The sequence below is a fragment of the Thauera sp. DNT-1 genome, assembly GCF_055393985.1.
Window position 1 is genome coordinate 1,345,383 of record NZ_AP043752.1, and the last position, 23,712, is coordinate 1,369,094.

Consider the following 23,712-nt stretch of genomic DNA (forward strand, 5'->3'; position numbering starts at 1 on the left):
CGGACCTCCCGGATAATTCAATCCGTACTACAGGAGATTCGCATGGCCAAGGCGCCGGCAAAGACCGAGGAAGGCGACGAGACCCCCAAGAAGAAGGGCAAGCTCGGCCTGATCCTCATCATCGTGCTCGTGGTGATCGTGCTCGTGCTCGGCGCGCTCGTCGCGCTGCTGCTGCTCAAGGGCGGCAAGGACAAGGAGCACGAGGAGCCGGCGGCCCACGCCGCGCCGGCTGCGCAGCAGCTGCACACCACCGGCACGGTGGACCTCACCAAGCCGCCCACCTTCATCCCGCTCGACGCCTTCACGGTCAACCTGCGCCGCGACGAGGGCGACCACTACCTGCAGGTGGTCGCCGTGATGCGCGTGGCCGACGCGACCATGGACCCGACGCTGAAGGCCTTCATGCCGGAGATCCGCCACCGCATCAACCTGCTGCTGTCGAGCAAGCTGCCGTCCGAGGTGGCCACCGTCGAGGGCCGCGAGGCCTTGTCGCTGGCGATCACCGAGAGCGTGAACGAGGCGCTCGGCTTCAAGCCGGTGCGCGACGCCGCCGGCAGGCCGGTGCCCAACGGCCCGGTGCAGGCCGTGCTGTTCACCTCCTTCATCATCCAGTAAGGGATCGCCGCCATGTCCGCGGACTTTCTCTCCCAGGAAGAGGTCGACGCCCTGCTGCGGGGCGTCACCGGCGAGTCGGACGAGCCGGTCGCGGACGAAGCCGGCGTCGAGGGCGTACGCCCCTACAACCTCGCCACCCAGGAACGCATCGTGCGCGGGCGCATGCCCACGCTCGAGCTCATCAACGAGCGCTTCGCGCGCTACCTGCGCATCGGCCTGTTCAACTACATGCACCGCAACGCCGAGGTGTCGGCGGGGCCGATCAAGGTGCAGAAGTACGCCGAGTTCGTGCGCAACCTGGTGGTGCCGACCAATCTCAACCTGATCACCGCCAAGCCGCTGCGCGGCACCGGGCTGGTCGTGTTCGACCCCAACCTGGTCTTCCTGGTGGTGGACAACATGTTCGGCGGCGACGGGCGCTTCCACACCCGCGTGGAGGGCCGCGATTTCACCCCGACCGAGCAGCGCATCATCCGCGGCATGCTCGACGTCGTGTTTGCCGAATACGTGCGCGCCTGGGCACCGGTGTTCAATCTGCAGCCCGAGTTCATCCGCTCGGAGATGAACTCGCAGTTCGCCAACATCGCGACGCCCTCCGAGGTGGTGGTGTCGACCAGCCTCTCGGTCGAGTTCGGCGGCTCGCAGGCGGAGATGCACATCTGCTTCCCGTACTCGATGCTGGAGCCGATCCGCGACCTGCTCTATTCCTCGATGCAGAGCGACCACCTCACCTCGGACCGGCGCTGGATCAAGCTGCTGACACGTCAGTTGCAGACCGCCGAGGTGGAACTCGCATGCTCGTTCGGCACGGCGCGGGTGAGCCTGCGCGACATCGTCGACATGCGCGTCGGCGATGTGATCCCGCTCGCGGTGCAGCCGGTGCTGCAGGCCGAGGTCGACGGCGTGCCGGTGTTCGAATGCCGCCAGGGCACGCGCAACGGGCGCTATGCGCTGCGCGTGGAGCGCTTCATCACCGCCGAGGACAACGAACCCCCCATGATTCCGGGAGCCCAGAATGGCTGACGAGAACCTGATTACCGACGACGACTGGGCAGCCGCGATGCAGGAACAGGCCGCCGCCGAGGAAGGCGGCGACAGCGAAGCCGATCGGGTCGCCGCCGAGCTTGCGGCCGCGGCGATGGGCGACTCGCCCTACCAGGCCCGCCCCGCCAGCCAGCTCTTCGAGGACTTCGGCGCCCCGGCGGGCAAGCCGGGCGCGCTCAACGACTTCGACATGATCCTCGACATCCCGGTGCAGATCACCGTGGAGCTCGGGCGCACCAAGCTGTCGATCCGTAACCTGCTGCAGCTCGCGCACGGCTCGGTGGTCGAGCTCGACGGCCTGGCCGGCGAGCCCATGGATGTGCTGGTGAACGGCACCCTGATCGCCCAGGGCGAGGTCGTGGTGGTCAACGACAAGTTCGGCATCCGCCTCACCGACATCATCACCCCCGCCGAGCGCATGCGGAAGATCCGCAACTGAGCAGCGCGATGCCCGAACTCGGCGCCAGTCTCGTGCAGATGAGCTTCGGCCTGGCGGTGGTGGTCGGCCTGCTGTTCGCCTGCCTGTGGCTGCTACGCCGCCTGTCCGCCCCGCGCGGCGGCGGCGCGGCGATCAAGGTGCTCGGCGCGGCCGCGGTCGGCCCGCGCGAGCGCGTGGTGCTGGTCGAGATCGGTGAAGACGTGCTGGTGCTGGGCGTGGCGCCCGGCAGCGTCGCGCGCCTGCACGAACTCAAGCGCGCCGACCTGCCGCTGCCCGCCGACCTGCCGGCCCAGCCCCTGCCGGGCGGCAAGACCTTCGCCACCTGGCTGCGCCAGGCTGCGCAACGCAGGGAACGCCGCGATGAAGCCTGAGCGCCGCGCCCCGAGCCACCCCGTGGCACTGCTGCGCCTCGCGCTCGCCTGCGCGCTCGCCGGCCTGCCCCTGCTGGCGACGGCGCAGGCCCTGCCCGCGCTCACCACCAGCCCGGCGGCGGGCGGCGGCACGACCTACAGCCTGACCATCCAGACGCTAATGCTGATGACGCTCCTGAGCTTCATCCCGGCGTTGGTGCTGATGACAACCTGCTTCACCCGCATCGTCATCGTGTTCTCGCTGCTGCGCCAGGCCATGGGCACGCAGACCGCGCCGCCCAACCAGGTGCTGCTGGGCCTCGCCCTCTTCCTCACCTTCTTCGTGATGGCGCCGGTCGGCGAGCGCGTATACACGGAGGCCTATCTGCCCATGTCCGAAGGCCGCATCCAGTTCGACGAGGCGCTCGAGCGCGCCTCGGTGCCGGTGAAGGGCTTCATGCTCAAGCAGGTGCGCGAGCCCGACCTCGCGCTCTTCGCCGGGCTGGCCAAGCTGCCGCCGGTGGACAAGGCCGAGGACCTGCCGATGCGGGTGGTGATCCCCGCCTTCGTCACCTCCGAGCTCAAGACCGCCTTCCAGATCGGCTTCATCGTCTTCATCCCCTTCATCATCATCGACATGGTCGTGGCCTCGGTGCTGATGTCCATGGGCATGATGATGATGTCGCCGGTGATCGTGTCGCTGCCTTTCAAGATCATGCTGTTCGTGCTGGTCGACGGCTGGACGCTGCTGATCGGCTCGCTGGTGCAGAGCTTCGCGGTGTGACCGCGCCTGCCCGAGGACAAACGCCATGACCCCCACCACCGTCATCGAGCTCGGCCGCCAGGCCATCGAGGTCACCCTGATGGTGTCGGCGCCGCTCTTCCTCGCCGCGCTCGTCACCGGCCTGATCATCAGCATCTTTCAGGCCGCCACCCAGATCAACGAGATGACGCTCTCCTTCGTGCCCAAGCTGGTGGCGATCTTCGTGACCCTGGTGCTGGCCGGGCCGTGGATGATCACCCTGCTCACCGACTTCATCCGCCGGCTGTTCGAGTCGATCCCGGCGATGATCGGCTGAGCCTCCTCCCCGCCCCTCGCCCTTCCCCGCCACCATGCTCTCCGTCACCGCAGCCCAGCTCGACGCCTGGCTGGCGGCGCTGATGTTCCCGCTCGGGCGCCTGCTCGGGCTGTTCGCGTCGGCGCCGGTGTTCTCCAACCGTGGCGTGTCGGTGCGCATCCGCCTGGCGATCGGGCTGGGCGTGGCGATGGCGGTGCTGCCGGTCCTGCCGCCGATGCCGCAGGTGCCACCCGGCGGCGGACTGGGCCTGGCGATCTTCGCGCAGCAGATCCTGATCGGCATCGCCATCGGCTTCGTGATGCGCATCGTATTCGCTGCGGTGGACATGGCCGGCGCCCTGATCGGGATGCAGATGGGCCTCTCGTTCGCGGTCTTCTTCGACCCCGACGCGGGCGGGCAGACCGCGGTGCTGTCCGACTTCCTCAACCTGCTCGCGACCCTGATCTTCCTCGCCATCGACGGCCACCTGCTGATGATCGACCTCCTGGTGCGCAGCTTCGAGTGGCTGCCGGTGGCGACCGATGCGGTGGATGCCGGCGGCTGGGCCTTCCTCGCGCGCAGCGGCATCACGGTGTTCTCGGCGGGGCTGCTGCTGTCGCTGCCGGTGATCGCGGTCTTGCTGGTGGCCAACATCGCGCTCGGCGTGCTGACCCGCGCGGCGCCGCAGCTCAACCTCTTCGCGGTGGGCTTTCCGATCACGCTGACCGCGGGCTTCATCGGCGTGCTGCTGATCATGAGCAACTTCGCGCCGGTGCTGCAAAGCCTCTTCGAGCGCAGCTACGACACCATCGGCCTGCTGCTCGACGCGCTCGCGCCACGCCCCACACCCTGAGAGGGCCGCGCTCAGAACTCCGGGAAGGTGCGCGAACGCACCAGGCGGATCTCGCCGCTGGCGACGCGGCGGGCGAAAGGCCGGGTGGACTCGATGCCCTCCTCCCAGCTCAGCTCGTCGAAGCCGGCGAAACCGCCCGCACGCACGATCTCGCGCGCGTTGCGCAGGAAGACCCGGCGTGCCTCGCCGTCGCCGCCGGTGGTCATCCGCTTCATGTGCAGGTCCATGCGCACACGGTCTTCGCCGCTGCGGCTGACCTCGATCGACCACGTCGGCGCGAGCGGATCGTAGATGCCGTAGGCCACCAGCATGCCGGCGAGGTATTCCGGCTCGAGGTAGGAAAGCTCGCTCGCCATCCACACCGCGCCCACCGCACCGGCGATCGGCCCTGGGGCCGCGGCGGCGCGGTCGAGCAGGCCGGTGCCCTCGCGCTCGCTGGCGCAGCCGAGGACGGAACAGGCGGCAAGGACGAGGAGCGCGCGGCGCATGGCGGTCAGCTGAGGTAGTTGAACAGCGACAGCCCGGTCGTCTTGAGGAAGGACTGCTGGGCGGCTTCGAGGAAGGTGCGCTGCTGGGTCAGGCGCGAGATCGCCTCGTTGTAGTCGAGGTCCTGCAGGTTGGACAGCGTGGTCTGGTACTGCAGGTCGAGATCGCTGCCGATGAAGCCGAGTTGCTCGACCTCGACCTGCTGCGAGCCGATCTGCGCGCGCACGGTGAGCGTGCGGTCCAGGCTGTCGTCGAGACCGCCCAGCGCCGTGCTCACCGCGCCGCTCACATCGCCTCCGCCTTCGAGGGCGGAGATGAACTCGCCCAGCACCTTGAACACCCCGTCGCCCTCGCTCCCGAACACCGACTCGCCACCAAAGCTGATCGGCATGAAGCGGGAGGACGAAACCTGCATGGTGCGCGAACCCTGATCGCCCTTGTAGTCGCTGCCGAGCGTGCCGGCAGTGACCGTCTTCTCGAACGGCGGCGTGTTCGACCGGTAGCCGGCGAACAGGTAGTCGCCGTTGGCGTCGCGCGTGTTGGCGATCGCCAGCATGGCATCGAACTGGCTGCGCAGGTCGGAGGCGATCGACTGGCGGTCGGACGGCGACAGTGCGGGATTGCCAGCCGCGAGCACGCGCTCGCGCGCGTACTGGATGATCTCGCCGGCTCCGTCGAGTTGGCCGTCGACCAGCTTGAGCGCATCGTCGGCATAGCCCTGGTTGGTGATGAACTGCTGGTTGACGCTCTTCGACTGGCTGACATCGAGCGCGCGCGCGGAGGCCACCGGATCGTCCGAAGGGGTGAGGATCTTGCGGCCGGTGGCGATCTGCTGGCCGGTGTGCAACAGCGCGGCGGACTGCTTTTGCAGGGCGATGACGCCCTGGTCGTAGATCATGTTGGTCGATACGCGCATGGTGTGCTCTCTCCTCAGCGGGCGATCGCCAGTATTTCGTCGAACAGGCGCTGCGCCACGCCCATCACCTTGGCCGCAGCCTGGTAGCTCTGCTGGAAGCGCACCAGGTTGGCCGCCTCCTCGTCCAGGTTCACGCCCGAGACCGCGTCGCGCGAAGCCTTGGCCTGGTCGAGCAGCGAGGTCTGGGTGCGTTCGCCGGCCTGCACCTCGCGCGTCTTGCTGCCGACCTTGGCCACCAGCTGCGCATAGGCGTTGTTGAGCGTGGCGGTGGCCTGGCCGCCGCTGCCGAACAAGAGCTTGTCGGTCTGCAGCGCGCCGAGCAGCGCAGCGTTGCGGTTGTCGGCGACGCCGCCCTTGTTGTCGGCGAGCGCGATGACATCGTTAGCGGCAGGGGTGCCGGAGATCTTGAGCTCGAGCCGGACGCCTCCGGGCCCCTCCAGCGTGAAGGACTCACCCGCGGCGCTGGTCGCCGGGTCGTAGGCCAGGGTCGCAGGCCAGCCGGCCGCCCCCGGCGCAGCCGCGTCGAGTTCGAAGCGCTTGTCCACCGCGTTGAAGGTGTACTTCAGGGCGGGCAGGCCGAGCTCGGTGCCGGCCGCCGCACTGCCGCGGCTGAGCAGCCCGGATTGCTCGATCCGCAGCGAGCTGCCGTCGCCCCTGGTCGGACTGGCCAGCACCGGCGCCGCGGCCGCGACGGCGCGCGGGTCCCGGTTCGCCACCTCGATCGCCCCCGCGGTGTAACGGGTGGGATAGACGAAGGCCGGCTCGGTCAGGGTGCTCCGCGCGCCGGTAAAGACGAGCCCCTGCGCCCGGATGGTGGTCGAACCGTCCGCCTCGGTCACGAGCTGCATCTGCGCGGCGGGCACGGCGTTGCCCGTGGCGAGGTCGGTGAGCTGGAAGGCCGCGCCGTCGTAGCGCAGCGAGTAGTCGCTGCCGGTGAGCGAGGAGACCTGCCCGGGGTCGATCCGGACGCTCAGGCCGCTGTCCGACGGATCGACGCGCACCCCGCCGATCCTGAAGAAATCTCCCCCCAGCCGGCCTTCCAGGTCGAGGCCGAGCGCGTGCTGGCTATTGAACTCGGTCGCCAGCGTGGTCGCCAGCAAGCCGAGGCTGCGCTGCGCCGAGGCCGTGCCCTCGCGGCGCGCCGCCAGCAGGCCGCCGAGCGTGCCACCACCGACGAGGCTCTCGGCGAGCGGCTCCACCACCCCCGAGTTGGCGCGCACCGTGATCATCGAGCGCCCGTTCTCGTCGAGCTGGTCGCCCAGTTCGAGCTGCTTGGCGCGATTGCCCATGACCAGGCTCTGCCCCGAACCGATGAAGACCGACGTCGAACCGTCGCGCTGCTCCACCGTGCTCACCTTGACCAGGCGGTTGAGCTCGGCGATCGCCTGGTCGCGCTGGTCGAGCAGGTCGTTGGCGGCCGAACCGGCGCCGCCGGTGCGCGAGATCACCATGCGCTCGTTGAGCTCGGCGATCGCGGCGGCGTAGCCGTTGATGCTCTCCAGCGTGCTGCGCATCTCGGTCTCGACGCCTTCCGCGATCTCCGAGATACGCCCGTCCAGGGTGCGGAAGCGCGCCGACAGGGTATCGCCGCTGGAGAGCAGCGCCTGGCGCGCGGCCACGTTGGTCGGGTTGGAGGTGACGTTCTGCAGCGCACCGAAAAATTCGTTGAGCGCGGGCGTGAGGCCGGTGTCGGCGTCGGCGAGCACGTTATCGAGCTGGCTGATGAACTGGCTGTAGGCGGCGTATTCCGCACGCCGGCTGTCGGCGCTCAGCACCTGGCCCTCGAGCAGCTGGCTGTAACTGCGCGCCACGCCGGTGACGCCGGTACCGGTGCCGAAGAAGGCGCCGCCGCTGTATTGCGGGTCGCGCGCTTCCTGGGTGACGGTCTGGCGATGGAAGCCCGGCGTCGCCGCGTTGGCGATGTTGTGGCTGGTGGTGTTGAGGTAGGCCTGGGAGGCGCTGAGCCCGGTCAGTCCGATATTGAGCAAGGACGCCATGATGTTTCCCTGATGCGCTGGTTCGAGCCTCTACACGCAAGATCCTTGCCAGCGCTCGATACGCACCTCGACCGCCGGTCCTCAGCCCGCCATTGCCAGTGCACTGCGCAAGGTATTGCCGCCGATGATGCGGGTGAGCTTGTCGGCATACATCGGGTCGGTGGCGTAGCCGGCGTCCTGCAGGCCGCGCGCGAAGGCCGCCGCGTCGGTCTGGCCGAGCACGCCGGCGTAGCGCGGGCTGCGCGTCATCAGCTGGGCATAGTCGCGGAAGGACTCGGCATACGAGCCGTAGGAACGGAAGTGCGCAGCCTCGGTGTAGGCCTGGCCGTCGGCGTACTCGGTGACCTCGCGCGCGACGGTACGCCCCGACCACGCACTGCCGGCCTTGATGTTGAAGAGGTTGTGGCTCGGGCTGCCGTCCTCGTGACGCAACTGCTTCTGTCCCCAGCCGGTCTCGAGCGCCGCCTGGGCGACCATGAATTCGGCCGGGATGCCGGTGCGGCGGCTGGCTTCCTGCGCGTGCGGCCACACCTCGGTGACGAAGTCCTGCGCGGACTTCGACACCTCCCCGCCGGCATCGCGCGCGCTGCGCACCGCGGCGTCGAGGCGGGTCTGCAGCGCAGCGCGCTCGTACACCGACAGCGCGGAGAACTCCCCTGCGGTCGCGGCGGCGCCCAGCGCGGGCACGCGCGCCTCGGCCGGCAAGGCGGCAAGGCGCGGGGCGGCAGCACTTTCCGCATCGCGCGCGAGCACGGCAGGAATTGCCGGGCGGCGACGCACGTCGGCAAGGTCGAAGCCGGTCTTGCCGGCCTCGCCTGCCGCGTCGGGCCGCACCGCAGCCTTGCCGCCGAGCTGGCGGTAGAGCATCTCGGACAGGCCGGTGCCGCCCGACTGCGACATCTCCAGTGCCATCTGCTGGTCGAGCATGCCCTGCCAGGAGCGCGTCTGCTCGCTGTCCATCATGCCGTTCTGGCCGGTGGTCGCACGCATGGACTTCATGACCATCTGCAGGAAGAGCCCCTCGAACTGCCTGGCCGCGGCGCGCAAGGCCGCGTCCGAGCCGCCCTCGCTACGCGCCAGGCGCTTCAGGTCGCCGAGCGAATTGGGATCGAGCGCGTTGAGCTGGACGCCCTTGTTCATGGCAACTTCCTCAGATGACCTCGAGTTCGGCGCGCAGCGCGCCGGCCGCCTTCATGGCCTGCAGGATGCTGACCAGGTCCATCGGCTTGGCGCCCAGGGTGTTGAGCGCCTTCACCACGTCGGCGAGGTTGGCGCCGCCGCGCACGTTGAAGAGCGCACCGCCCTCCTGGGCGACGTCGACCTGGCCGCGCTGGGTGACCACCGTCTGTCCGCCCGAGAGCGGCGGCGGCTGGCTGACCTGGGTCTCGATATTGACCGTGACCGTGAGGTTGCCGTGGGCGACCGCACAGTTCTGCAGCGTCACGCGCTGGTTCATGACCACCGAGCCGGTGCGCGAGTTGACGATGACCTTGGCGGCCTGCTGCACCGGCGTGACCTCGAGGTTCTCGATGTGGCCGAGGAAGGCGACGCGCGCGCTGGAGTCGGTCGGCGCGCGCACCTGGATGCTGCGCCCGTCGAGCGCGCTCGCCGCGCCCGGATAGACCAGGTTGATCGCATCGACGACCCGGCGCGCGGTGCCGAAGTCGGCGTCGTTGAGTTCGAACAGCACCGCGTCGCCCTGGCCGAGTGCGGTCGGGACCGCGCGCTCGACGGTCGCGCCGCCCGGGATGCGTCCGGCCGACAGGTGATTGATGACCAGCGAGGCGCCCCCGCCTTGCGCGCCCGCGCCGCCGACCGCCATGTTGCCCTGGGCAATGGCATAGACCTGGCCGTCGGCACCCTTGAGCGGCGTCATCACCAGAGTGCCGCCGCGCAGGCTCTTGGCGTTGCCGATCGAGGACACGGTGACGTCGATCGCCTGCCCGGGACGGGCGAAGGCCGGCAGGTTGGCGGTGACCATCACCGCGGCCACGTTCTTCAACTGCAGGTTGGTCCCGGGCGGCAGGCTCACGCCGAGGTTGCCGAGCATGTTGACGATGCTCTGCACGGTGAAGGGAGTCTGCGTGGTCTGGTCGCCCGAACCGTCCAGGCCGACGACCAGCCCGTAGCCGACGAGCTGGTTGTCGCGCACGCCGGCCACCGAGGCGAGGTCCTTGATGCGCTCGGCCGCGGCGTACGCCTGCGCCGGATGCAAGATCAGCACGGCGAGGGAGACGACCGCGGCGCGCAGCAGAAGGGAGGCGAGACAGGACATGGCGCGGCCCTCAGAACGGCATGATCGCCACGAAGAAGCGCTGCAGCCAGCCCATGGTGTTGGACTCGTCGATGAAGCCGCTGCCGCGGTACTCGATGCGCGCATCCGCCACCTGGGTCGACTGCACGGTGTTGGCGGTGGTGACGGTGTTCGGGTTGATCACGCCCGAGAAGCGGATGAACTCGTTGCCCTGGTTGATCGCCACCATCTTCTCGCCCGACACCAGCAGGTTGCCGTTGGGGTAGACGTCGATCACGGTGACCGTGATCGTGCCGTTGAAGACGTTGTTGGCCGCGGCCGCGCCCTTGCCGTTGAAGTCGGACTCGGCATCGGCCTCGAGCTCCAGGCCGTTCAGGCCGCTCAAGGGCAGGCGGTTGATGGGGCCGATGCCGGCGCTCATGTTGCCGTTGCGGGTGGCGTTGGCGTTGGCGCTCTTCTCCGCGGTGTTGCGCTCGACCAGGTTGATCGTGATCGTGTCGCCGATGCGGCGCGCGCGCCGATCCTCGAACAAGGGGCGTGCCTGCACGGTCTGGTAGATCGCGCCATTGGCGGGCAGCGCGGTTGCCATCGCCTCGGGGCGCACGCTCATCGGCTGATGCACCGCAGACGGCGGGGTGGTCTGGATCGCGGCGCAGCCCGACAGCAGCGCGAGCAGGCCGACGGCGATCGAATGCCTGGCGAGCTTCATCGTGCGCCTCACAGCTGGGTCAGCCGGCCGAGCATCTGGTCGGAGGTCGAGATCGCGCGCGAGTTGAGCTCGTAGGCGCGCTGGGTCACGATCATGCTCACGAGCTCCTCGGCGACGTTGACGTTGGAGACCTCGACATAGCCCTGGTTGAGCACGCCCGCGCCGTTGGTGCCCGGCTGGGTGGGCGTGGCCACGCCGCTCGAGGCGGTCTCGTAGAACAGGTTCTCGCCCGCGGCCTGCAGGCCGCCCGAGTTGATGAAGGTGGCGAGCTGGATGGCGCCGATTTCCACCGGCGCGGTCTGCCCGGCCTGCAGCACGCTGACCGTGCCGTCCTTGCCGATGGTGATCGAGAGCGCGTCGGCGGGGATGTTGATGTTGTCGGCCAGGGTGTAACCGCTGGCGGTGACGACGTTGCCCTGACTGTCGAGCTGGAAAGCGCCGTCACGGGTGTAGGCGGTGGTGCCATCGGGCATGGCGACCTGGAAAAAGCCGTTGCCCTGCACCGCGACGTCGAGCGAGCCACCGGTCTGCTGCAATGTGCCCTGGGTGAAGATGCGCTCGGTCGCCACCGGCTTGACGCCGGTACCGATCTGCAGGCCGCTGGGGATCTGCGTCTGCTGGGTCGACTGTGCGCCAGGCTGGCGGATGGTCTGGTAGAGCAGGTCCTCGAAGATCGCACGCTGACGCTTGAAGCCGTTCGTGGAGACGTTGGCCAGGTTGTTGGAGATCACGTCCAGCGAGGTTTGCTGGGCATCCAGCCCGGTACGGGCGGTCCACAGGGAGCGGATCATGATGGGTTCCTTTGCCTTGCGTTGCCGGGGCGGCAGGATTTGCCGTGCGGGGTTGGAATACCCAGCTGAAATTGCCGCCGTGCTGCCGCTTTTTCGATGGGATCAGTCTAGGCCGGTGCCGTCACCGACCATCCTGCGATAAGCAACGCAAAAACCGTGCTAATCGAAGCGGCCGGGTGCGCAAAAAAGGCCGGGCGCCCCATGCTACCCGGCCCGCGCAGCCCGGCTCGGCGGGGAGCGCGCCTCGATCAGCCCTGGCCGCCGATGACCCGCGCGGCCGAGCGGTCGTTCTGCTCGGCGGTCGACAGCATGCGGGTCTGCATCTCGAACTGACGGGCAAGCGAGATCATCTGCACCATCTGGTCGACCACGTTGACGTTGCTGCCCTCGAGATAGCCCCCGGCGACGCGCACATTGGGATCGACCGGCGCGGGCGCCCCGCCCTGCAGGCGGAAGAGGCCGTCGTCGCCACGCACCAGCTGCGCCTCGGGCGGATTCACCAGCTTGAGCTGCGCGACCACGTTGACCACACCCGGCTGATCGGGCTGCAAGGCCGAGACCGAACCGTCGGCACCGATGGTGATCTCGTTGTCGGGCGGGATCGTGACCGGCCCGCCGTCGCCCAGCACCGGCCTGCCGTCGCGCGTCTGCAGGACGCCGTTGGCGCTCACCGCGAGGCTGCCGTTGCGGGTGTAGGCCTCGCTGCCGTCCGGCATCTGCACCGCCAGCCAGCCTTTGCCGGCGAGCGCGACGTCGAAGGGCCGGCCGGTGAACTGCAGCGGCCCCTCGGTGAAGTCGTTGGCGACGCTGGCGTCGACCGTGAAGGCGCGCGTGCGCAGCGCCTCGGTCTGCACCTCGACCGCGCGCAGCTTGTGCAACTCTGCGCGGAAACCCGTGGCGTCGACGTTGGCGAGGTTGTGCGCGACCGCCGCCTGCTGGTCCATGGTGCCCTTGGCGCCGGTCATCGCGGTGTAGATCAGGCGGTCCATCGCTGGCCTCTCGTGTCAGGCAGGTTTCAGGATCAGCGCAGGTTCACCAGGGTCTGCAGGACCTGGTCCTGCGCCTTGATGGATTGCGCGTTGGCCTGGTAGTTGCGCTGCTGCACGATCATCTGCACCAGCTCGTTGGTGAGCTCCACGTTGGCGTCCTCGATCATGCCCGCCGAGACCACGCCCGCGACCCCTTCGCCGGCCTTGGACGGCGCAGTGAGGCCGGATTCGGTGGTCGCTTCCCAGAAGTTGTTGCCGATCGACAGCAGCGCGTTCGGATTGCGGAAGGTCTGCAGCGCGAGCTGGGCGAGTTCGCGCGTCTCGCCATTGGTGTAGCGACCGGTCACGATGCCGTCCCGCCCCACGCTGACTCCGGCGAGCTCGCCGCCGGTGTAGCCGTCCTGGGTGAGCTCGGTGATCAGGTAGGAGCCACCGATCTGGCGCATGTCGCTGAAATCGACGTGGAAACGGATGCGGTCCGCACCCGGCGTGTAGGAAGCCGGGATCGCCAGCGGATTCGCAGCCGTCGGCCCGACGATGGGCGTGTTCACCGTACCCTTCTCGTTGAAGGTCAGGCTCCAGATCACGCTCGGGTCCTCGATCGAGCCATCGGTCCCGACCCCCAAGGGATAGCCGCCGTCCACGCTGGTGAAGACCTTCCAGGTGTTCTCGTTCGTGTTGACCGGATCGTTCGGGGTCGGGGTCACCTTGGCGAAGTAGTAGGTGAGCTCGTGCGACTTCCCGAGGCTGTCGTACGCCTTGATCGAGGTCGAGAAATTGTAGGTGCGCGCGTCCTGCCAGTTCTCGCCCGCAGGGAGCGGAAACGTGAAGGTCGAGCCGAACAGCTGTGGGTAGCGCTGGGCTGCGCTCAGGTCGTTCGCATCGAGGTTTCCGCCGATCTCCACCCGGCTGGTCGGCATGGGCTGGGAACCGACGATCGGCACCTGGACGTCCTTGAGGCCGCCGATCGGCGTGGGCAGGGCGCCCGGGGTGACCGGACTCTGGAAGCCCTTGAGCCTTTCGCCGGTGGGGGTGCGGATGAAACCCTCCTTGTCGAGCTCGAACTGGCCGTTGCGGGTATACACGTCCGGGCCGTTCTCGCGGCTGACCACGAAGAAGCCGTCGCCGTTGATCGCCAGGTCGAGCGGGTTGTTGGTGGTGGTGAGGTTGCCCTGGGTGAAGGTCTGCCGCACCGCACCGAGCGTGGCGCCCACACCCACCTGCTTGCCCGAGATCGAGCCGGTCAGCGAGGCCGCAAAGACGTCCGAGAAGATCGCGGAGCCGGTCTTGAAGCCGATCGTGTTGGTGTTGGCGACGTTGTTGGAGATGATGTCCAGGGCCTTGGAGGAAACGCTCAGGCCGCTCAAACCTTGCTGGAAAGACATGATCGAGGCTCCGGATCAGAGAATCTGCTTGATGTCGTCGTACTTGAAGATGCCGAGCGAGCCGACCTGGAAGTCGGTACCCGAGGCGCCGCGGATCACGCTGGTGACCGGGCCGAACTCGAGCGTCCGACCCGTGACCTTCTTGCCCTCGGCGAGCGCGCTCAGCTCGACCGTGTAGGCGCCGTCGACGGCACGCGAACCGTCGCTGGCGGTACCGTCCCAGATGAAGTTCTGGCTGCCCGCCTTGACGTCAGCGAGCTCGATCTTCTTGATCTCGAGGCCGGCGGCGTCCTTGATCGACAGCACCACGCTGTCGGCCGCGGCATCGAGCTCGAAACCGCCTACCGCGCCGGCCTCGGTGAGGGTCAGCTTCTTCCCCTCCACCAGCACGCCGCGCCCGACGAGCGCGGCAGCCTGCATCGAGTCGTAGGCGCTCTGGCCATCGACGAAGCTCTGGAACATCTTGTTCAGGCGCTCGATGCCGTCGACCGTGCTCATCTGTGCGAGCTGCGAGGTGACCTCCGCATTCTCCATCGGGTTGAGCGGATCCTGATTCTTCAGCTGGGTGGTGAGCAGGGTGAGGAAGCGCGAGTTCATGTCGCCGGAGGCCGAAGCCTTCGACTCCTCGCGCGTGTTGATCTTGGCGAGCACGCTCGCCGCGATGTCCTGGTTGTTCGTTACGCTGCTCATTCCTCTCTCCTGCTGTCGGCGTTTTCCGCGTCACGGCGCCTGCGGGGTGCTTACTGGCCGATCTGCAAGGTACGCTGAAGCAAGGTTCGTGCCGTGCTCATCACCTCGGCGTTGTTCTGGTAGGAACGCGAGGCGGAGATCATGTTCACCATTTCCTCGACCACGTTGACGTTGGGCATCTCGACGTAGCCGTCGGGGTTGGCGGCAGGGTTGTTGGGCTCGTAGACCAGCCGCAGGGGCGCGGCGCTCTCGACCACCTGGGTCACCTGCACGCCGACCGCCGCCGGGCCGGCGACCGGGCGCGCGGCGAACACCACCTGCTTGGCGCGGTAGGGCTGGCCGTCCTCGGAGGTGACGCTGTCGGCGTTGGCAAGGTTGGAGGCGGTGGCATTGAGGCGAAGCGACTGCGCATTGAGCGCCGAGCCGGCGATCTGGAAGACGTTCAGCATGCTCATGGCGGCTCTCCTTACTGGCCGGTGATCGCGGTGTTCATCGAGCGCAGCATGCCGTTGATGAAGGTCACGCTGGCCTCGTAGTGCAAGGCGTTCTCGGCGAAGGCGGCGCGCTCGACGTCCATGTTCACCGTGTTGCCGTCCACCGCGGACTGCAGCTCGCTGCGGTAGCCGGTCAGGCTTTCGAGCGCAGGCGCGGGTGCGCTGCCGATGTGGCCCGCCTGCGTGGTCGCCATCTGCACACCCTCCCGCGAGGCATTGAGCGCGCCCTGCAGCGCGGCGCGGAAATCCACGTCGCGCGCCTTGTAGTGCGGCGTGTCGGCGTTGGCGATGTTCGAGGCGATCAGCTGCTGGCGGTGCGCCTGCAGGTTCAGCGCGGTCTGGTGGAACTGGATCTGCCGGTCGAAAAGGGTCTTCATCGCTGTGCTCCCGGGACGGTGCGCCCGGACGTTCCGGACGCAGTTTCCATGCCAGCGATGGTAGGCGCGGGCCGGCAAGACCCTGGCGCCGATAAGGGGGGCAAAGCCCGGCCAATTTCGCCGCCACCCGCCGGCAAGGATTGCCGGCGGACGCTGCCGGTTGCCAGGCCGGCGGGGGTCATGGTGCAATCCCGCCATGACGACTCCCCTCCACCGCAGGCTCGCCGCAGGGCGACTGCGCGGCCCGGCCGCAGCGCTGTGCGCGGCCCTCGTGCTGCTTCCCTCCCCCGCCGCGATCGCCCAGCACGCCGAGGGGGCGGTCGAGGCCCGCGTGCGCCAGTTCCTGCAGCGCCAGGTCGCCGGCCTGCCCGGCGAGGTGTCGATCGAGCTCGCGCCGCTCGATCCCAACAGCCAGTTGCCCGCCTGCGCCGCGCTCGAACCCTTCCTGCCCGCGGGCACGCGCGCGTGGGGACGCTTCAGCGTCGGTGTGCGCTGCGACTCACCGGTGACGTGGACCGCCTACCTGCAGGCGCGCGTCGCCGTGGTCGCCGACTACCTGATCGCCGCCCGCCCGCTGCGCGCCGGCCAGGTGCTCGGCCCCGCCGACCTCGGGCAGCGCAGGGGCGACCTCACCGCGCTCCCCGACAATCTCCTCACCGACCCCACCCAGGCCAGCGGCCACCACACCCGCATCGCGGTCGCCGCCGGCAGCCCCTTGCGCGGCGACATGCTGCGCGTACCCCACGCGGTGCGCCAGGGCCAGACCGTGAGCGTGCTCGGCGTGGGCGCGGGCTTCCGGGTGGCGAGCGAAGGCCGTGCGATGAACAACGCCGCCCCGGGTGAGAAGGTGAGGGTGCGCCTGGCCGACGGCCAGGTCGTCACCGGGACCGCACAGGCGGGCGGCGCAGTGGCGCTGGAGTTCTGAGGCGGCTGCGTGCCGAACGGAGACGGCCGCGAGCGGATGGCCGAGCGTGAAAGATTTCATGCTTTAATCGCTCAAGTTCCACGCCATCGCGCCGAAGAGAACGTCAGAGTCACTCTGTATGGGAACTGCGCCATGAAAATCGAAAGCTCGGGCAAGGCGATTGCCCCCTCCACCGCAGCGGAGGCCCGCCCACGCAGCCCCGCGAGCCCCGGCGCCACGGTCTCCGCCGGCAGCGAAAAGGTCCAGCTCTCCTCGCTGTCGTCCAGCCTCGCCAAGGCCGAGGCGAGCATCGCCCAGACCCCGGTCGTCGACGCGCAGCGCGTCGAGGAGATCAAGCAGGCGATCGCCAACGGCGAATTCAGGATCGACGCCGGACGCATCGCCGACGGGCTGATCGACAGCGTGCGCGAGATGCTCGCAGGCCAGCGCTGAACGCTTCACCGCGCATGAACCGTCCTGCCGTCCCGCCCTCCTCCGCCGACCGCCAGCGCCTCGCGCTGCTGATCGAAGCGGAAGCGATCCAGCTCGGAGAGTTCGTCGAGCTGCTCGCGCGCGAGGAGGCGCTGCTGATCGCCGGGGAGGTCGATGCACTGGTGGTGCTCTGCCAGGACAAGAACGAACGCTACCGCCGCCTGCAACGGCTCTCCGACGACCGCAGCCTGCTGCTCGGCCGCTTCGGCCAGGCGGTCTCCGACACCGTGATCCGCGACTGGCTCGCCGGCTTGCCGCGCGTGCTGGCGCGCTGGGACGAGGTCCTCGGCTTGGCCCGCACGACGCGCGAGCGCAACGCCCTCAACGGCAAGCTCATCACCGAGCGCATGGCGCACAATCAGGCCGCGCTCAGCCTGCTGCTCTCGGCCGCCGACCAGCCGCCGCTCTACGACGCCGAAGGCCATACCCGCGCCATTGGCGGCGGGCGCATGCTCGGCAGCGCCTGAACATACATACAGCCCTTCGCTCTGCTATCCTTGCGCCCTTCGCAAGTTCGAACGGGCAGTCAGCATGGCCGGCACGCAAGGCACTCCAAAGCAGTACGACGAATCCTCCTTCCGCGTCCTGAAAGGGCTCGAGCCGGTGCGCGAACGCCCCGGCATGTACACCCGCACCGACAGCCCGGCGCACATCATCCAGGAGGTGATCGACAACGCCGCCGACGAGGCGCTCGGCGGCTTCGCGAAAAAGATCCACGTCACGCTCCATGTCGACGGCTCGGTCACCGTGGCCGACGATGGCCGCGGCATCCCGGTCGGACTGCACCCCGAGGAAGGCGTCCCGGTGGTGGTGCTGGCCTACACCCGGCTGCACGCCGGCGGCAAGTTCGACAAGCGCGAGGGCAACTCGGCCTATGCCTTCTCGGGCGGCCTGCACGGCGTCGGCGTGTCGGTGACCAACGCGCTGTCGACCCGGATCGAGGTCGAGGTCAGGCGCGAGGGCAAGATCCACCGCATCGACTTCTCCGACGGCGGCGAGACGATCGGCCCGGTGCGCGTCGAGGGCGACTGCGGACGCCAGACCGGCACCCGGGTGCGGGTGTGGCCGGACGGCAAGTACTTCGAATCTCCGCGCGTGCCGATGAACGAGCTCGAGCGCCTGCTGCGCTCGAAAGCGGTGCTGCTGTCGGGGGTCGCGGTGCGGCTCGACATCGAGCAGGCGAACGGCCCGGCGCTGACCAAGACGTGGTCCTACCCCGACGGCCTCGCCGGTTATCTGAAAGAGCTCGCGGGCGATGTCGAGCCGGTGGCGCCGATCTTCACCGCCGAGAAATACGCCGCCAAGGACGATCCGACCTTCGCCGCCGGTGAAGGCGCGGCGTGGGCGCTGGCATGGTTCGAATCCCCGGTGCCGAGCGAGTCCTACGTCAACCTGATCCCGACCGTGAACGGCGGCACCCACGAATCCGGCCTGCGCGCCGGCGTGTTCGAGGCGATGAAGTCCTTCATCGACCACCACACCCTGCTGCCGCGCGGCGTGAAGCTGCAGCAGGAGGACGTGTGCGGGCGCATGAGCTTCGTGCTCTCGGCGCGCCTGCTCGACCCGCAGTTCCAGGGCCAGGTGAAGGAAAAGCTCAACTCGCGCGAGGCGGTCAAGCTCGTCTCCAGCCAGCTGCGCGACCCCTTCGAGATCTGGCTCAACAACCACGTCGAGGCCGGCCGCGCGATCGCCGAGCTTTCCATCAAGCAGGCGCTTGCGCGCCAGAAGAGCGCGCAGAAGGTCGAGAAGAAGAAGACCTCGGGCGTGGCGGTGCTGCCCGGCAAGCTGTCGGACTGCGAGTCCGAGGACCTCGCCGACAACGAGCTCTTCCTGGTCGAGGGCGACTCCGCCGGCGGCTCGGCCAAGATGGCGCGCAACAAGGAGACCCAGGCCATCCTGCCCTTGCGCGGCAAGGTGCAGAACGCCTGGGAGATCGACCCGGATCGCCTCTTCGCCAACGCCGAGATCCACGACATCGCGGTGGCCCTCGGCGTGGACGCGCACACCGCCGACAGCCCGATCGACCTCTCCGGGCTGCGCTACGGCAAGGTCGTCATCATGTCCGACGCCGACGTCGACGGCGCCCACATCCAGACCCTGCTGCTGACGCTGTTCTTCCGCCACTTCCCCAAGCTCATCGAGCGCGGCCACGTGTATGTGGCGCAGCCGCCCCTGTACCGCATCGATGTCCCGGCACAAGGCAAGAAGCGCCCGCCGCGCCGCCTCTACGCGCTCGACGAGGGCGAGCTCGCCGCGATGCGCGAGCGCCTGGAGAAGGAAGGCTTCAAGCCCGACGCGATCGAGATCGGCCGCTTCAAGGGCCTGGGCGAGATGAACCCCGACCAGCTGCGCGAGACCACCATGGACCCGGCCACCCGTCGGGTGCTGCCGGTGAAGGTGCGCAGCGGCGCGCTGCAGGACACGCTGAAGATGTTCACCCTGCTGATGGGCAAGGGCGAAGCCTCGGGGCGGCGTGCGTGGATGGAAGAAAAGGGCGACAGCGTCGAGGCGGATGTCTGAGTCCCCCAAGGCAAATCGAATTGCCCGACGCCATCACCCGGAATAAAGTAGTGATATTCACTACACCGATGCAAGCTACGGACCTGCCATGCACACCATTTCCGCCGCCGAAGCGAATCGACAGTTCTCCAGCCTGCTCCGCCAGGTCAGCCAGGGCGAGACCATCACGGTCCTGTCCCACGGCCGTCCCGTCGCCACGATCAGCCCCGCCACAGAAGCGGGCGAATCCGGTCACGACCGTGCCAACGCACGCGCCCGTCTGCTCGCCCGCCTCAATCGGGAACCTGCCGCAGGCGAACGAAGCTGGAACCGCGACGAACTCTACGACCGCGACCAATGAAGATCGCGCTGGACACCAACATCCTCGCCTACGCAGAGGGCGCCGGAGACGACGCGCGTTGTGCAGCGGCTCGTGCGCTGATCGCGGATCTCGCGGCGAGCGAGGTGCTGATCCCGGCGCAGGCCTTGGGTGAGTTGCACCGGGTCCTCACCGGCAAGCTCAGGCGCGACGCCGAGACAGTGCGCGGCGCCCTGCTCGACTGGTCCGATGCCTACGAGGTGGCCGATTCGACCTGGCCGAGCTTCCAGGCCGCCATCGACCTGGCCTGCGATCACCGCATGCAGATCTGGGATGGCCTGGTCCTTTCGGTGGCTGCGGAAAACCGTTGCCGCCTGCTGCTGAGCGAAGACCTGCAGCACGGCTTCACCTGGCGCGGCGTCACCGTTATCAATCCTTTCGAGCATGTCGCGCACCCGCTACTGCTCGCAGCATGCAATTCGAGCTCATGAGCACAGACACTCCCGACCTCTTCGACGCGCCTGGCGTGCCCGAATCCGTCGCCCCCTCGACCCCGGCCGGCGCAGCCCCGAGTGCTGCCTCGACAACTCGGGGCGCAGCGCCTGCGACCGCCTCCGACGCAGACATCCCCCCGCCCCCTGCCCCGCCCGCCGACCCGGAACCCGAGCCCGAGGACGACGGCACGCTGGCGCTCGACCGCTACGCCGAGCGCGCCTATCTCGCCTACGCGATGAGCGTGGTGAAGTCGCGCGCGCTGCCGCAGGTCGAGGACGGCCTGAAGCCCGTGCAGCGCCGCATCCTGTTCGCGATGAACGAGATGCGGCTGTCGTCCACCTCCAAGCACGTGAAGTCGGCGCGCGTGGTCGGCGACGTGATCGGCAAGTACCACCCGCACGGCGACTCCAGCGTGTACGACGCCATGGTCCGCGTGGCGCAGGACTTCTCGCTGCGCTACCCGCTGGTCGACGGCCAGGGCAACTTCGGCTCGCGCGACGGCGACTCGGCGGCGGCGATGCGCTACACCGAATGCCGCCTGACCCCGATCGCCGAGCTGCTGCTGTCCGAGATCGACCGCGGCACGGTGGACTTCATCCCCAACTACGACGGCGCCTTCGAGGAGCCGCAGCTGCTGCCCGCGCGCCTGCCCTTCGTGCTGTTGAACGGCGCCTCGGGCATCGCGGTGGGCATGGCGACCGAGATCCCGCCGCACAACCTGCGCGAGGTGGCCGAGGCCACCTGCCACCTGATCCGCCACCCCGAGGCCACGCTCGACGACGTGCTGGCCATGCTGCCCGGCCCCGACTTCCCCGGTGGTGGCCAGCTCATCTCCACGCCCCAGACCATCCGCGAGGCCTACGCGACCGGCCGCGGCAGCCTGCGCCTGCGCGCGCGCTGGAAGATCGAGGAGCTCGCCCGCGGCCAGTGGCGCGCCATCGTCGAGGAGCTGCCGCACGGCGTGTCCGCCGCACAGGTGCTGTCCGAGATCGAGACCCTGACCAACCCGCAGCCGCGCGCCGGCAAGAAGGAGGTCTCGCAAGAGCAGAAGAACCTCAGGCAGCTCGTGCTCGGCGCGCTCGACACGGTACGTGACGAGTCCAGCGACAAGGCGCCGGTGCGCATCGTGCTGGAGCCCAAGTCGAGCCGGCAGAACCGCGACGAGTTCATGGCGGTGCTGCTCGCCCACACCAGCCTGGAGACCTCGGCCTCGGTCAACATGACCATGATCGGCCGCGACGGGCGGCCGCAGCAGAAGAACCTGGTGCAGATCCTGCGCGAATGGATCGACTTCCGCTACGTGACCGTCGAGCGCCGCACCCGCCACCGGCTGGACGAGGTCGATCGGCGCATCCACATCCTCGAAGGCCGCATGATCGCCTTCCTGCACATCGAGGAAGTGATCCGCGTGATCCGCGAGTCGGACGAGCCCAAGCCGGCGCTGATCGCGGCCTTCGGGCTGTCCGACGTCCAGGCCGAGGACATCCTCGAGATCCGCCTGCGCCAGCTTGCGCGCCTGGAAGGTTTCAAGATCGAGAAGGAGCTCGCCGAGCTCAAGGACGAGCGCGCCGGACTGCAGCACCTCCTCGACAGCCGCGCGGCGATGACGAAGCTGATCCTGAAGGAGATCCAGGACGACGCCAGGAAGTACGGCGATGACCGCCGCACGCTCGTGGAGGCCGTGGCGGCGGTCGCACCCGCCGAGATCAGCGTGCCGGACGAGCCGGTCACCGTGATCGTGTCGAAAAACGGCTGGGTGCGCTCGCGCCAGGGCCACGGCATCGACCCTGCCGGCATCGCCTACAAGGCTGGCGACTTCGGCTTCGCGGTGCTCGAGACACGCACCACCTGGCCGCTGATCGTCATCGACGGCAACGGCCGCGCCTACACGGTAAAGGTGTCCGAGCTGCCCGGCGGGCGCGGCGACGGCGCGCCGATCACCACGCTGGTGGAGTTCCAGGACGGCGGCAAGCTCGCACAGGTCGTCACCGACACGCCGGATTCGGTGTACTTCTTCGCCAACAGCGGCGGCTATGGTTTCCTGTGCAGCGTCGCCGACGCCAGCAGCCGTCAGCGCGCGGGCAAGGCCTTCATGAGCCTGGAAAAGGGCGAGAAGGTGCTGGCGCCGGCGAAGGTGTTCGGCGACTGGATCGCGGCGGCGTCCGAGAACGGCCGCATCCTGGTCTTCCCCCGCCCCGAGATGAAGACCCAGAGCGGCGGCCGCGGCGTCATCGTGATGGCGCTCGACGAAGGCGAGGCGCTGGCGGCGGTGGCGGTGCCGGCCGACGATGCGGTGCTCGCCGTCGAGGGCAGTGGTCGCGGCGGCAAGGCGTTGACGATCGAGCTCAAGCCCGCCCAGCGCGAACCGCTGCGCCACCGCCGCGCACGCAAGGGCGTGCCGCTGACTCCGAAGCTCAAGCCCGAGCGCATGCGCTGACCGTTGCGCCGATCGCGACTCGCGTCGCTCCTACGGCGCACCGACGCGCCTCGTATCTCGCGTGGGAGCGACGCACCGATGCACCTCGGCGTCTCTCGTGGGAGCGACGTACCGATGCACCTCGGCGTCTCTCGTGGGAGCGACGCAAGTCGCGATCGCAGCGGCGAAAAAGGCACGACGGGAACCGTTGCGCCGATCGCGACTTGCGTCGCTGCTACAAGATCCGCAAGGAACCGGACACGCCGTGGGGTCTCACCCCGACCGGCTGCCATCAACCCTGCGGGGCCTCCGGCAGGATGGAGCGGATGGGGTCGTCGGGCGGGATGGTGGTCGGGCCGGCATTGCCTTCGGGGTCGGCCATGCGCGACTCGATCAGGATGGTGACGCGACGGTTGCGGCCGCGGCCCTCCTCGTCCGCGTTGTCCGCGACCGGGCGCTGGTCGGCATAGCCGGCGGCGGTCAGGCGCGCCGGGGTGACGCCGTTGTCGATGAAGAGCCGCGCCACCGTCGAGGCACGCACCGCCGAGAGCTCCCAGTTCGACGGAAAGCGGAAGGTGCTGATCGGCACGTTGTCGGTGTGGCCCTCGACCGTGATCGGGAACTCCGCCGGCGCCAGCACCCGCGCCACCGCCTGCAGCGCCGACACGGCATTGCTGCCGAGCGCGGCCTCGCCCGGCGCGAAGAGCAGGCTGGCGTTGATCTCGACGCTGACGCCGAAGGCGCCCTCGGTGACCTTCACCTGGCCGGACCCTGTCAGCGGCGAGAGCACGCGGCGGATCTCGTCGGCCACGTTGCGCATGCGCTGCGCGGCCTGCTGGCGACGCTGCTCCACGACAGGATCCACCGCCGGGGGCGCCGGCCGGGTGATCGCCTGCGAAGGCACGACGCTGACCTTGGGCAGCACGATCTGTTCGCCGCTCTCGTTCACATTGACGTTGCGGAAGGCCTGCACGAGCGAGTCGGAGAGCACGCGGTACTTGCCCTCGTTGACCGACGACAGCGAATACATGACCACGAAGAAGGCGAACAGCAGCGTGATGAAGTCGGCATAGGACACCAGCCAGCGTTCGTGGTTGTCGTGTTCCTCGTCGAGCTTGCGCCTGCGCCGCATGATGTCTC

The 23,712-nt window shown here is 68.7% G+C and carries 27 protein-coding genes; 14 read left to right on the plus strand and 13 right to left on the minus strand.

Annotated elements, in window-relative coordinates:
• Positions 1 to 42: 42 nt before the first annotated feature.
• Genes ACZ5PP_RS06220 through fliR form a run of 7 tightly spaced genes read left to right on the plus strand, consistent with a single transcriptional unit; the run spans position 43 to position 4,359 of the window.
• Positions 43 to 615 (plus strand): flagellar basal body-associated FliL family protein, encoded by a 573-nt coding sequence (locus tag ACZ5PP_RS06220; RefSeq protein ID WP_004305560.1) that lies wholly within the window; start codon positions 43 to 45, stop codon positions 613 to 615.
• 12 nt (positions 616 to 627) lie between these two features.
• The gene (fliM, locus tag ACZ5PP_RS06225) at positions 628 to 1,638 is read left to right on the plus strand and encodes a flagellar motor switch protein FliM (protein WP_004305559.1); all 1,011 of its coding nucleotides are present in this window, start codon (positions 628 to 630) and stop codon (positions 1,636 to 1,638) included.
• Entirely contained in the window at positions 1,631 to 2,098 is a 468-nt protein-coding gene (gene fliN / locus ACZ5PP_RS06230) for a flagellar motor switch protein FliN (protein ID WP_004305558.1), read from the plus strand. The genes fliM and fliN overlap by 8 nt, the downstream gene beginning before the upstream one ends.
• Before the next feature lie 8 nt (positions 2,099 to 2,106).
• Complete coding sequence (gene fliO / locus ACZ5PP_RS06235) at positions 2,107 to 2,469, plus strand: flagellar biosynthetic protein FliO (RefSeq protein WP_004305555.1); 363 nt, start codon at positions 2,107 to 2,109, stop codon at positions 2,467 to 2,469.
• The gene (fliP, locus tag ACZ5PP_RS06240; protein ID WP_004305553.1) at positions 2,459 to 3,232 is read left to right on the plus strand and encodes a flagellar type III secretion system pore protein FliP; all 774 of its coding nucleotides are present in this window, start codon (positions 2,459 to 2,461) and stop codon (positions 3,230 to 3,232) included. The genes fliO and fliP overlap by 11 nt, the downstream gene beginning before the upstream one ends.
• 25 nt (positions 3,233 to 3,257) lie before the next feature.
• Entirely contained in the window at positions 3,258 to 3,527 is a 270-nt protein-coding gene (gene fliQ, locus ACZ5PP_RS06245) for a flagellar biosynthesis protein FliQ (RefSeq protein ID WP_004305551.1), read from the plus strand.
• Positions 3,528 to 3,561: 34 nt separating this feature from the next.
• Complete coding sequence (gene fliR, locus ACZ5PP_RS06250; RefSeq protein ID WP_004305547.1) at positions 3,562 to 4,359, plus strand: flagellar biosynthetic protein FliR; 798 nt, start codon at positions 3,562 to 3,564, stop codon at positions 4,357 to 4,359.
• An 11-nt stretch (positions 4,360 to 4,370) separates the two neighbouring features.
• On the opposite strand, the gene ACZ5PP_RS06255 is transcribed toward fliR, so the two are convergent.
• From ACZ5PP_RS06255 to flgB, 12 genes are all read right to left on the minus strand, one after another.
• The gene (locus ACZ5PP_RS06255) at positions 4,371 to 4,847 is read right to left on the minus strand and encodes a hypothetical protein (RefSeq protein WP_012585742.1); all 477 of its coding nucleotides are present in this window, start codon (positions 4,845 to 4,847) and stop codon (positions 4,371 to 4,373) included.
• A gap of 5 nt (positions 4,848 to 4,852) precedes the next feature.
• Positions 4,853 to 5,761, minus strand: a complete 909-nt coding sequence (gene flgL / locus ACZ5PP_RS06260) for a flagellar hook-associated protein FlgL (protein ID WP_004305545.1) — start codon at positions 5,759 to 5,761, stop codon at positions 4,853 to 4,855.
• 14 nt (positions 5,762 to 5,775) lie between these two features.
• Complete coding sequence (flgK, locus tag ACZ5PP_RS06265) at positions 5,776 to 7,758, minus strand: flagellar hook-associated protein FlgK (RefSeq protein WP_004305542.1); 1,983 nt, start codon at positions 7,756 to 7,758, stop codon at positions 5,776 to 5,778.
• A gap of 81 nt (positions 7,759 to 7,839) precedes the next feature.
• On the minus strand, positions 7,840 to 8,898 hold the full coding sequence (flgJ, locus tag ACZ5PP_RS06270) for a flagellar assembly peptidoglycan hydrolase FlgJ (protein ID WP_464826898.1): 1,059 nt from the start codon (positions 8,896 to 8,898) through the stop codon (positions 7,840 to 7,842).
• A gap of 10 nt (positions 8,899 to 8,908) precedes the next feature.
• The gene (locus tag ACZ5PP_RS06275; RefSeq protein ID WP_004305536.1) at positions 8,909 to 10,033 is read right to left on the minus strand and encodes a flagellar basal body P-ring protein FlgI; all 1,125 of its coding nucleotides are present in this window, start codon (positions 10,031 to 10,033) and stop codon (positions 8,909 to 8,911) included.
• Positions 10,034 to 10,043: 10 nt separating this feature from the next.
• Positions 10,044 to 10,721, minus strand: coding sequence for a flagellar basal body L-ring protein FlgH (locus ACZ5PP_RS06280; RefSeq protein WP_043746467.1), 678 nt, complete (start codon positions 10,719 to 10,721; stop codon positions 10,044 to 10,046).
• An 8-nt stretch (positions 10,722 to 10,729) separates the two neighbouring features.
• A complete protein-coding gene (gene flgG / locus ACZ5PP_RS06285; RefSeq protein ID WP_464826899.1) occupies positions 10,730 to 11,512 on the minus strand; it encodes a flagellar basal-body rod protein FlgG in 783 nt (260 codons plus the stop codon).
• A 248-nt stretch (positions 11,513 to 11,760) separates the two neighbouring features.
• Complete coding sequence (gene flgF, locus ACZ5PP_RS06290; protein WP_004305532.1) at positions 11,761 to 12,501, minus strand: flagellar basal-body rod protein FlgF; 741 nt, start codon at positions 12,499 to 12,501, stop codon at positions 11,761 to 11,763.
• Positions 12,502 to 12,533: 32 nt separating this feature from the next.
• Positions 12,534 to 13,886 (minus strand): flagellar hook protein FlgE, encoded by a 1,353-nt coding sequence (gene flgE, locus ACZ5PP_RS06295; protein WP_004305529.1) that lies wholly within the window; start codon positions 13,884 to 13,886, stop codon positions 12,534 to 12,536.
• A 15-nt stretch (positions 13,887 to 13,901) separates the two neighbouring features.
• Entirely contained in the window at positions 13,902 to 14,576 is a 675-nt protein-coding gene (locus ACZ5PP_RS06300; RefSeq protein ID WP_004305526.1) for a flagellar hook assembly protein FlgD, read from the minus strand.
• A gap of 50 nt (positions 14,577 to 14,626) precedes the next feature.
• Positions 14,627 to 15,031: a flagellar basal body rod protein FlgC gene (gene flgC, locus ACZ5PP_RS06305; protein WP_004361025.1), complete on the minus strand. Its 405-nt coding sequence runs from the start codon at positions 15,029 to 15,031 to the stop codon at positions 14,627 to 14,629.
• 11 nt (positions 15,032 to 15,042) lie between these two features.
• On the minus strand, positions 15,043 to 15,447 hold the full coding sequence (gene flgB / locus ACZ5PP_RS06310; protein ID WP_004305521.1) for a flagellar basal body rod protein FlgB: 405 nt from the start codon (positions 15,445 to 15,447) through the stop codon (positions 15,043 to 15,045).
• Between the two features lie 196 nt (positions 15,448 to 15,643).
• On the opposite strand from flgB, the gene flgA reads away from it, so the two are divergent.
• From flgA to parC, 7 genes are all read left to right on the plus strand, one after another.
• On the plus strand, positions 15,644 to 16,372 hold the full coding sequence (gene flgA, locus ACZ5PP_RS06315; protein ID WP_012585746.1) for a flagellar basal body P-ring formation chaperone FlgA: 729 nt from the start codon (positions 15,644 to 15,646) through the stop codon (positions 16,370 to 16,372).
• 132 nt (positions 16,373 to 16,504) lie between these two features.
• Entirely contained in the window at positions 16,505 to 16,804 is a 300-nt protein-coding gene (gene flgM, locus ACZ5PP_RS06320; protein WP_004305515.1) for a flagellar biosynthesis anti-sigma factor FlgM, read from the plus strand.
• Positions 16,805 to 16,818: 14 nt separating this feature from the next.
• Positions 16,819 to 17,310 (plus strand): flagella synthesis protein FlgN, encoded by a 492-nt coding sequence (locus tag ACZ5PP_RS06325; RefSeq protein ID WP_004305513.1) that lies wholly within the window; start codon positions 16,819 to 16,821, stop codon positions 17,308 to 17,310.
• Between the two features lie 64 nt (positions 17,311 to 17,374).
• Complete coding sequence (locus ACZ5PP_RS06330; protein ID WP_004305510.1) at positions 17,375 to 19,363, plus strand: DNA topoisomerase IV subunit B; 1,989 nt, start codon at positions 17,375 to 17,377, stop codon at positions 19,361 to 19,363.
• Positions 19,364 to 19,451: 88 nt separating this feature from the next.
• Positions 19,452 to 19,703, plus strand: a complete 252-nt coding sequence (locus ACZ5PP_RS06335; RefSeq protein ID WP_004305508.1) for a type II toxin-antitoxin system Phd/YefM family antitoxin — start codon at positions 19,452 to 19,454, stop codon at positions 19,701 to 19,703.
• Positions 19,700 to 20,152, plus strand: coding sequence for a PIN domain-containing protein (locus ACZ5PP_RS06340; protein ID WP_012585747.1), 453 nt, complete (start codon positions 19,700 to 19,702; stop codon positions 20,150 to 20,152). The genes ACZ5PP_RS06335 and ACZ5PP_RS06340 overlap by 4 nt, the downstream gene beginning before the upstream one ends.
• Positions 20,149 to 22,593, plus strand: coding sequence for a DNA topoisomerase IV subunit A (gene parC, locus ACZ5PP_RS06345; RefSeq protein WP_464826900.1), 2,445 nt, complete (start codon positions 20,149 to 20,151; stop codon positions 22,591 to 22,593). Before ACZ5PP_RS06340 ends, parC begins: the two co-directional genes overlap by 4 nt.
• Positions 22,594 to 22,864: 271 nt before the next feature.
• On the opposite strand, the gene motD is transcribed toward parC, so the two are convergent.
• Positions 22,865 to 23,704, minus strand: a complete 840-nt coding sequence (gene motD, locus ACZ5PP_RS06350) for a flagellar motor protein MotD (RefSeq protein ID WP_004305503.1) — start codon at positions 23,702 to 23,704, stop codon at positions 22,865 to 22,867.
• Positions 23,705 to 23,712: the final 8 nt, after the last annotated feature.

Excerpts from the sequence above, each read along its gene's own strand:
- flgF (WP_004305532.1), bottom strand. The coding sequence starts at position 12,501 with ATGGACCGCCTGATCTACACCGCGATGACCGGCGCCAAGGGCACCATG.
- flgE (WP_004305529.1), bottom strand. The coding sequence starts at position 13,886 with ATGTCTTTCCAGCAAGGTTTGAGCGGCCTGAGCGTTTCCTCCAAGGCC.
- ACZ5PP_RS06255 (WP_012585742.1), bottom strand. The coding sequence starts at position 4,847 with ATGCGCCGCGCGCTCCTCGTCCTTGCCGCCTGTTCCGTCCTCGGCTGC.
- ACZ5PP_RS06280 (WP_043746467.1), bottom strand. The coding sequence starts at position 10,721 with ATGAAGCTCGCCAGGCATTCGATCGCCGTCGGCCTGCTCGCGCTGCTG.
- ACZ5PP_RS06330 (WP_004305510.1), top strand. The coding sequence starts at position 17,375 with ATGGCCGGCACGCAAGGCACTCCAAAGCAGTACGACGAATCCTCCTTC.
- flgJ (WP_464826898.1), bottom strand. The coding sequence starts at position 8,898 with ATGAACAAGGGCGTCCAGCTCAACGCGCTCGATCCCAATTCGCTCGGC.
- flgK (WP_004305542.1), bottom strand. The coding sequence starts at position 7,758 with ATGGCGTCCTTGCTCAATATCGGACTGACCGGGCTCAGCGCCTCCCAG.
- fliP (WP_004305553.1), top strand. The coding sequence starts at position 2,459 with ATGAAGCCTGAGCGCCGCGCCCCGAGCCACCCCGTGGCACTGCTGCGC.
- parC (WP_464826900.1), top strand. The coding sequence starts at position 20,149 with ATGAGCACAGACACTCCCGACCTCTTCGACGCGCCTGGCGTGCCCGAA.
- flgL (WP_004305545.1), bottom strand. The coding sequence starts at position 5,761 with ATGCGCGTATCGACCAACATGATCTACGACCAGGGCGTCATCGCCCTG.
- flgA (WP_012585746.1), top strand. The coding sequence starts at position 15,644 with ATGACGACTCCCCTCCACCGCAGGCTCGCCGCAGGGCGACTGCGCGGC.
- fliQ (WP_004305551.1), top strand. The coding sequence starts at position 3,258 with ATGACCCCCACCACCGTCATCGAGCTCGGCCGCCAGGCCATCGAGGTC.
- fliO (WP_004305555.1), top strand. The coding sequence starts at position 2,107 with ATGCCCGAACTCGGCGCCAGTCTCGTGCAGATGAGCTTCGGCCTGGCG.
- flgM (WP_004305515.1), top strand. The coding sequence starts at position 16,505 with ATGAAAATCGAAAGCTCGGGCAAGGCGATTGCCCCCTCCACCGCAGCG.
- ACZ5PP_RS06335 (WP_004305508.1), top strand. The coding sequence starts at position 19,452 with ATGCACACCATTTCCGCCGCCGAAGCGAATCGACAGTTCTCCAGCCTG.
- flgG (WP_464826899.1), bottom strand. The coding sequence starts at position 11,512 with ATGATCCGCTCCCTGTGGACCGCCCGTACCGGGCTGGATGCCCAGCAA.
- flgB (WP_004305521.1), bottom strand. The coding sequence starts at position 15,447 with ATGAAGACCCTTTTCGACCGGCAGATCCAGTTCCACCAGACCGCGCTG.
- fliM (WP_004305559.1), top strand. The coding sequence starts at position 628 with ATGTCCGCGGACTTTCTCTCCCAGGAAGAGGTCGACGCCCTGCTGCGG.
- ACZ5PP_RS06340 (WP_012585747.1), top strand. The coding sequence starts at position 19,700 with ATGAAGATCGCGCTGGACACCAACATCCTCGCCTACGCAGAGGGCGCC.
- ACZ5PP_RS06300 (WP_004305526.1), bottom strand. The coding sequence starts at position 14,576 with ATGAGCAGCGTAACGAACAACCAGGACATCGCGGCGAGCGTGCTCGCC.
- motD (WP_004305503.1), bottom strand. The coding sequence starts at position 23,704 with ATGCGGCGCAGGCGCAAGCTCGACGAGGAACACGACAACCACGAACGC.
- ACZ5PP_RS06325 (WP_004305513.1), top strand. The coding sequence starts at position 16,819 with ATGAACCGTCCTGCCGTCCCGCCCTCCTCCGCCGACCGCCAGCGCCTC.
- fliN (WP_004305558.1), top strand. The coding sequence starts at position 1,631 with ATGGCTGACGAGAACCTGATTACCGACGACGACTGGGCAGCCGCGATG.
- fliR (WP_004305547.1), top strand. The coding sequence starts at position 3,562 with ATGCTCTCCGTCACCGCAGCCCAGCTCGACGCCTGGCTGGCGGCGCTG.
- ACZ5PP_RS06275 (WP_004305536.1), bottom strand. The coding sequence starts at position 10,033 with ATGTCCTGTCTCGCCTCCCTTCTGCTGCGCGCCGCGGTCGTCTCCCTC.
- ACZ5PP_RS06220 (WP_004305560.1), top strand. The coding sequence starts at position 43 with ATGGCCAAGGCGCCGGCAAAGACCGAGGAAGGCGACGAGACCCCCAAG.
- flgC (WP_004361025.1), bottom strand. The coding sequence starts at position 15,031 with ATGAGCATGCTGAACGTCTTCCAGATCGCCGGCTCGGCGCTCAATGCG.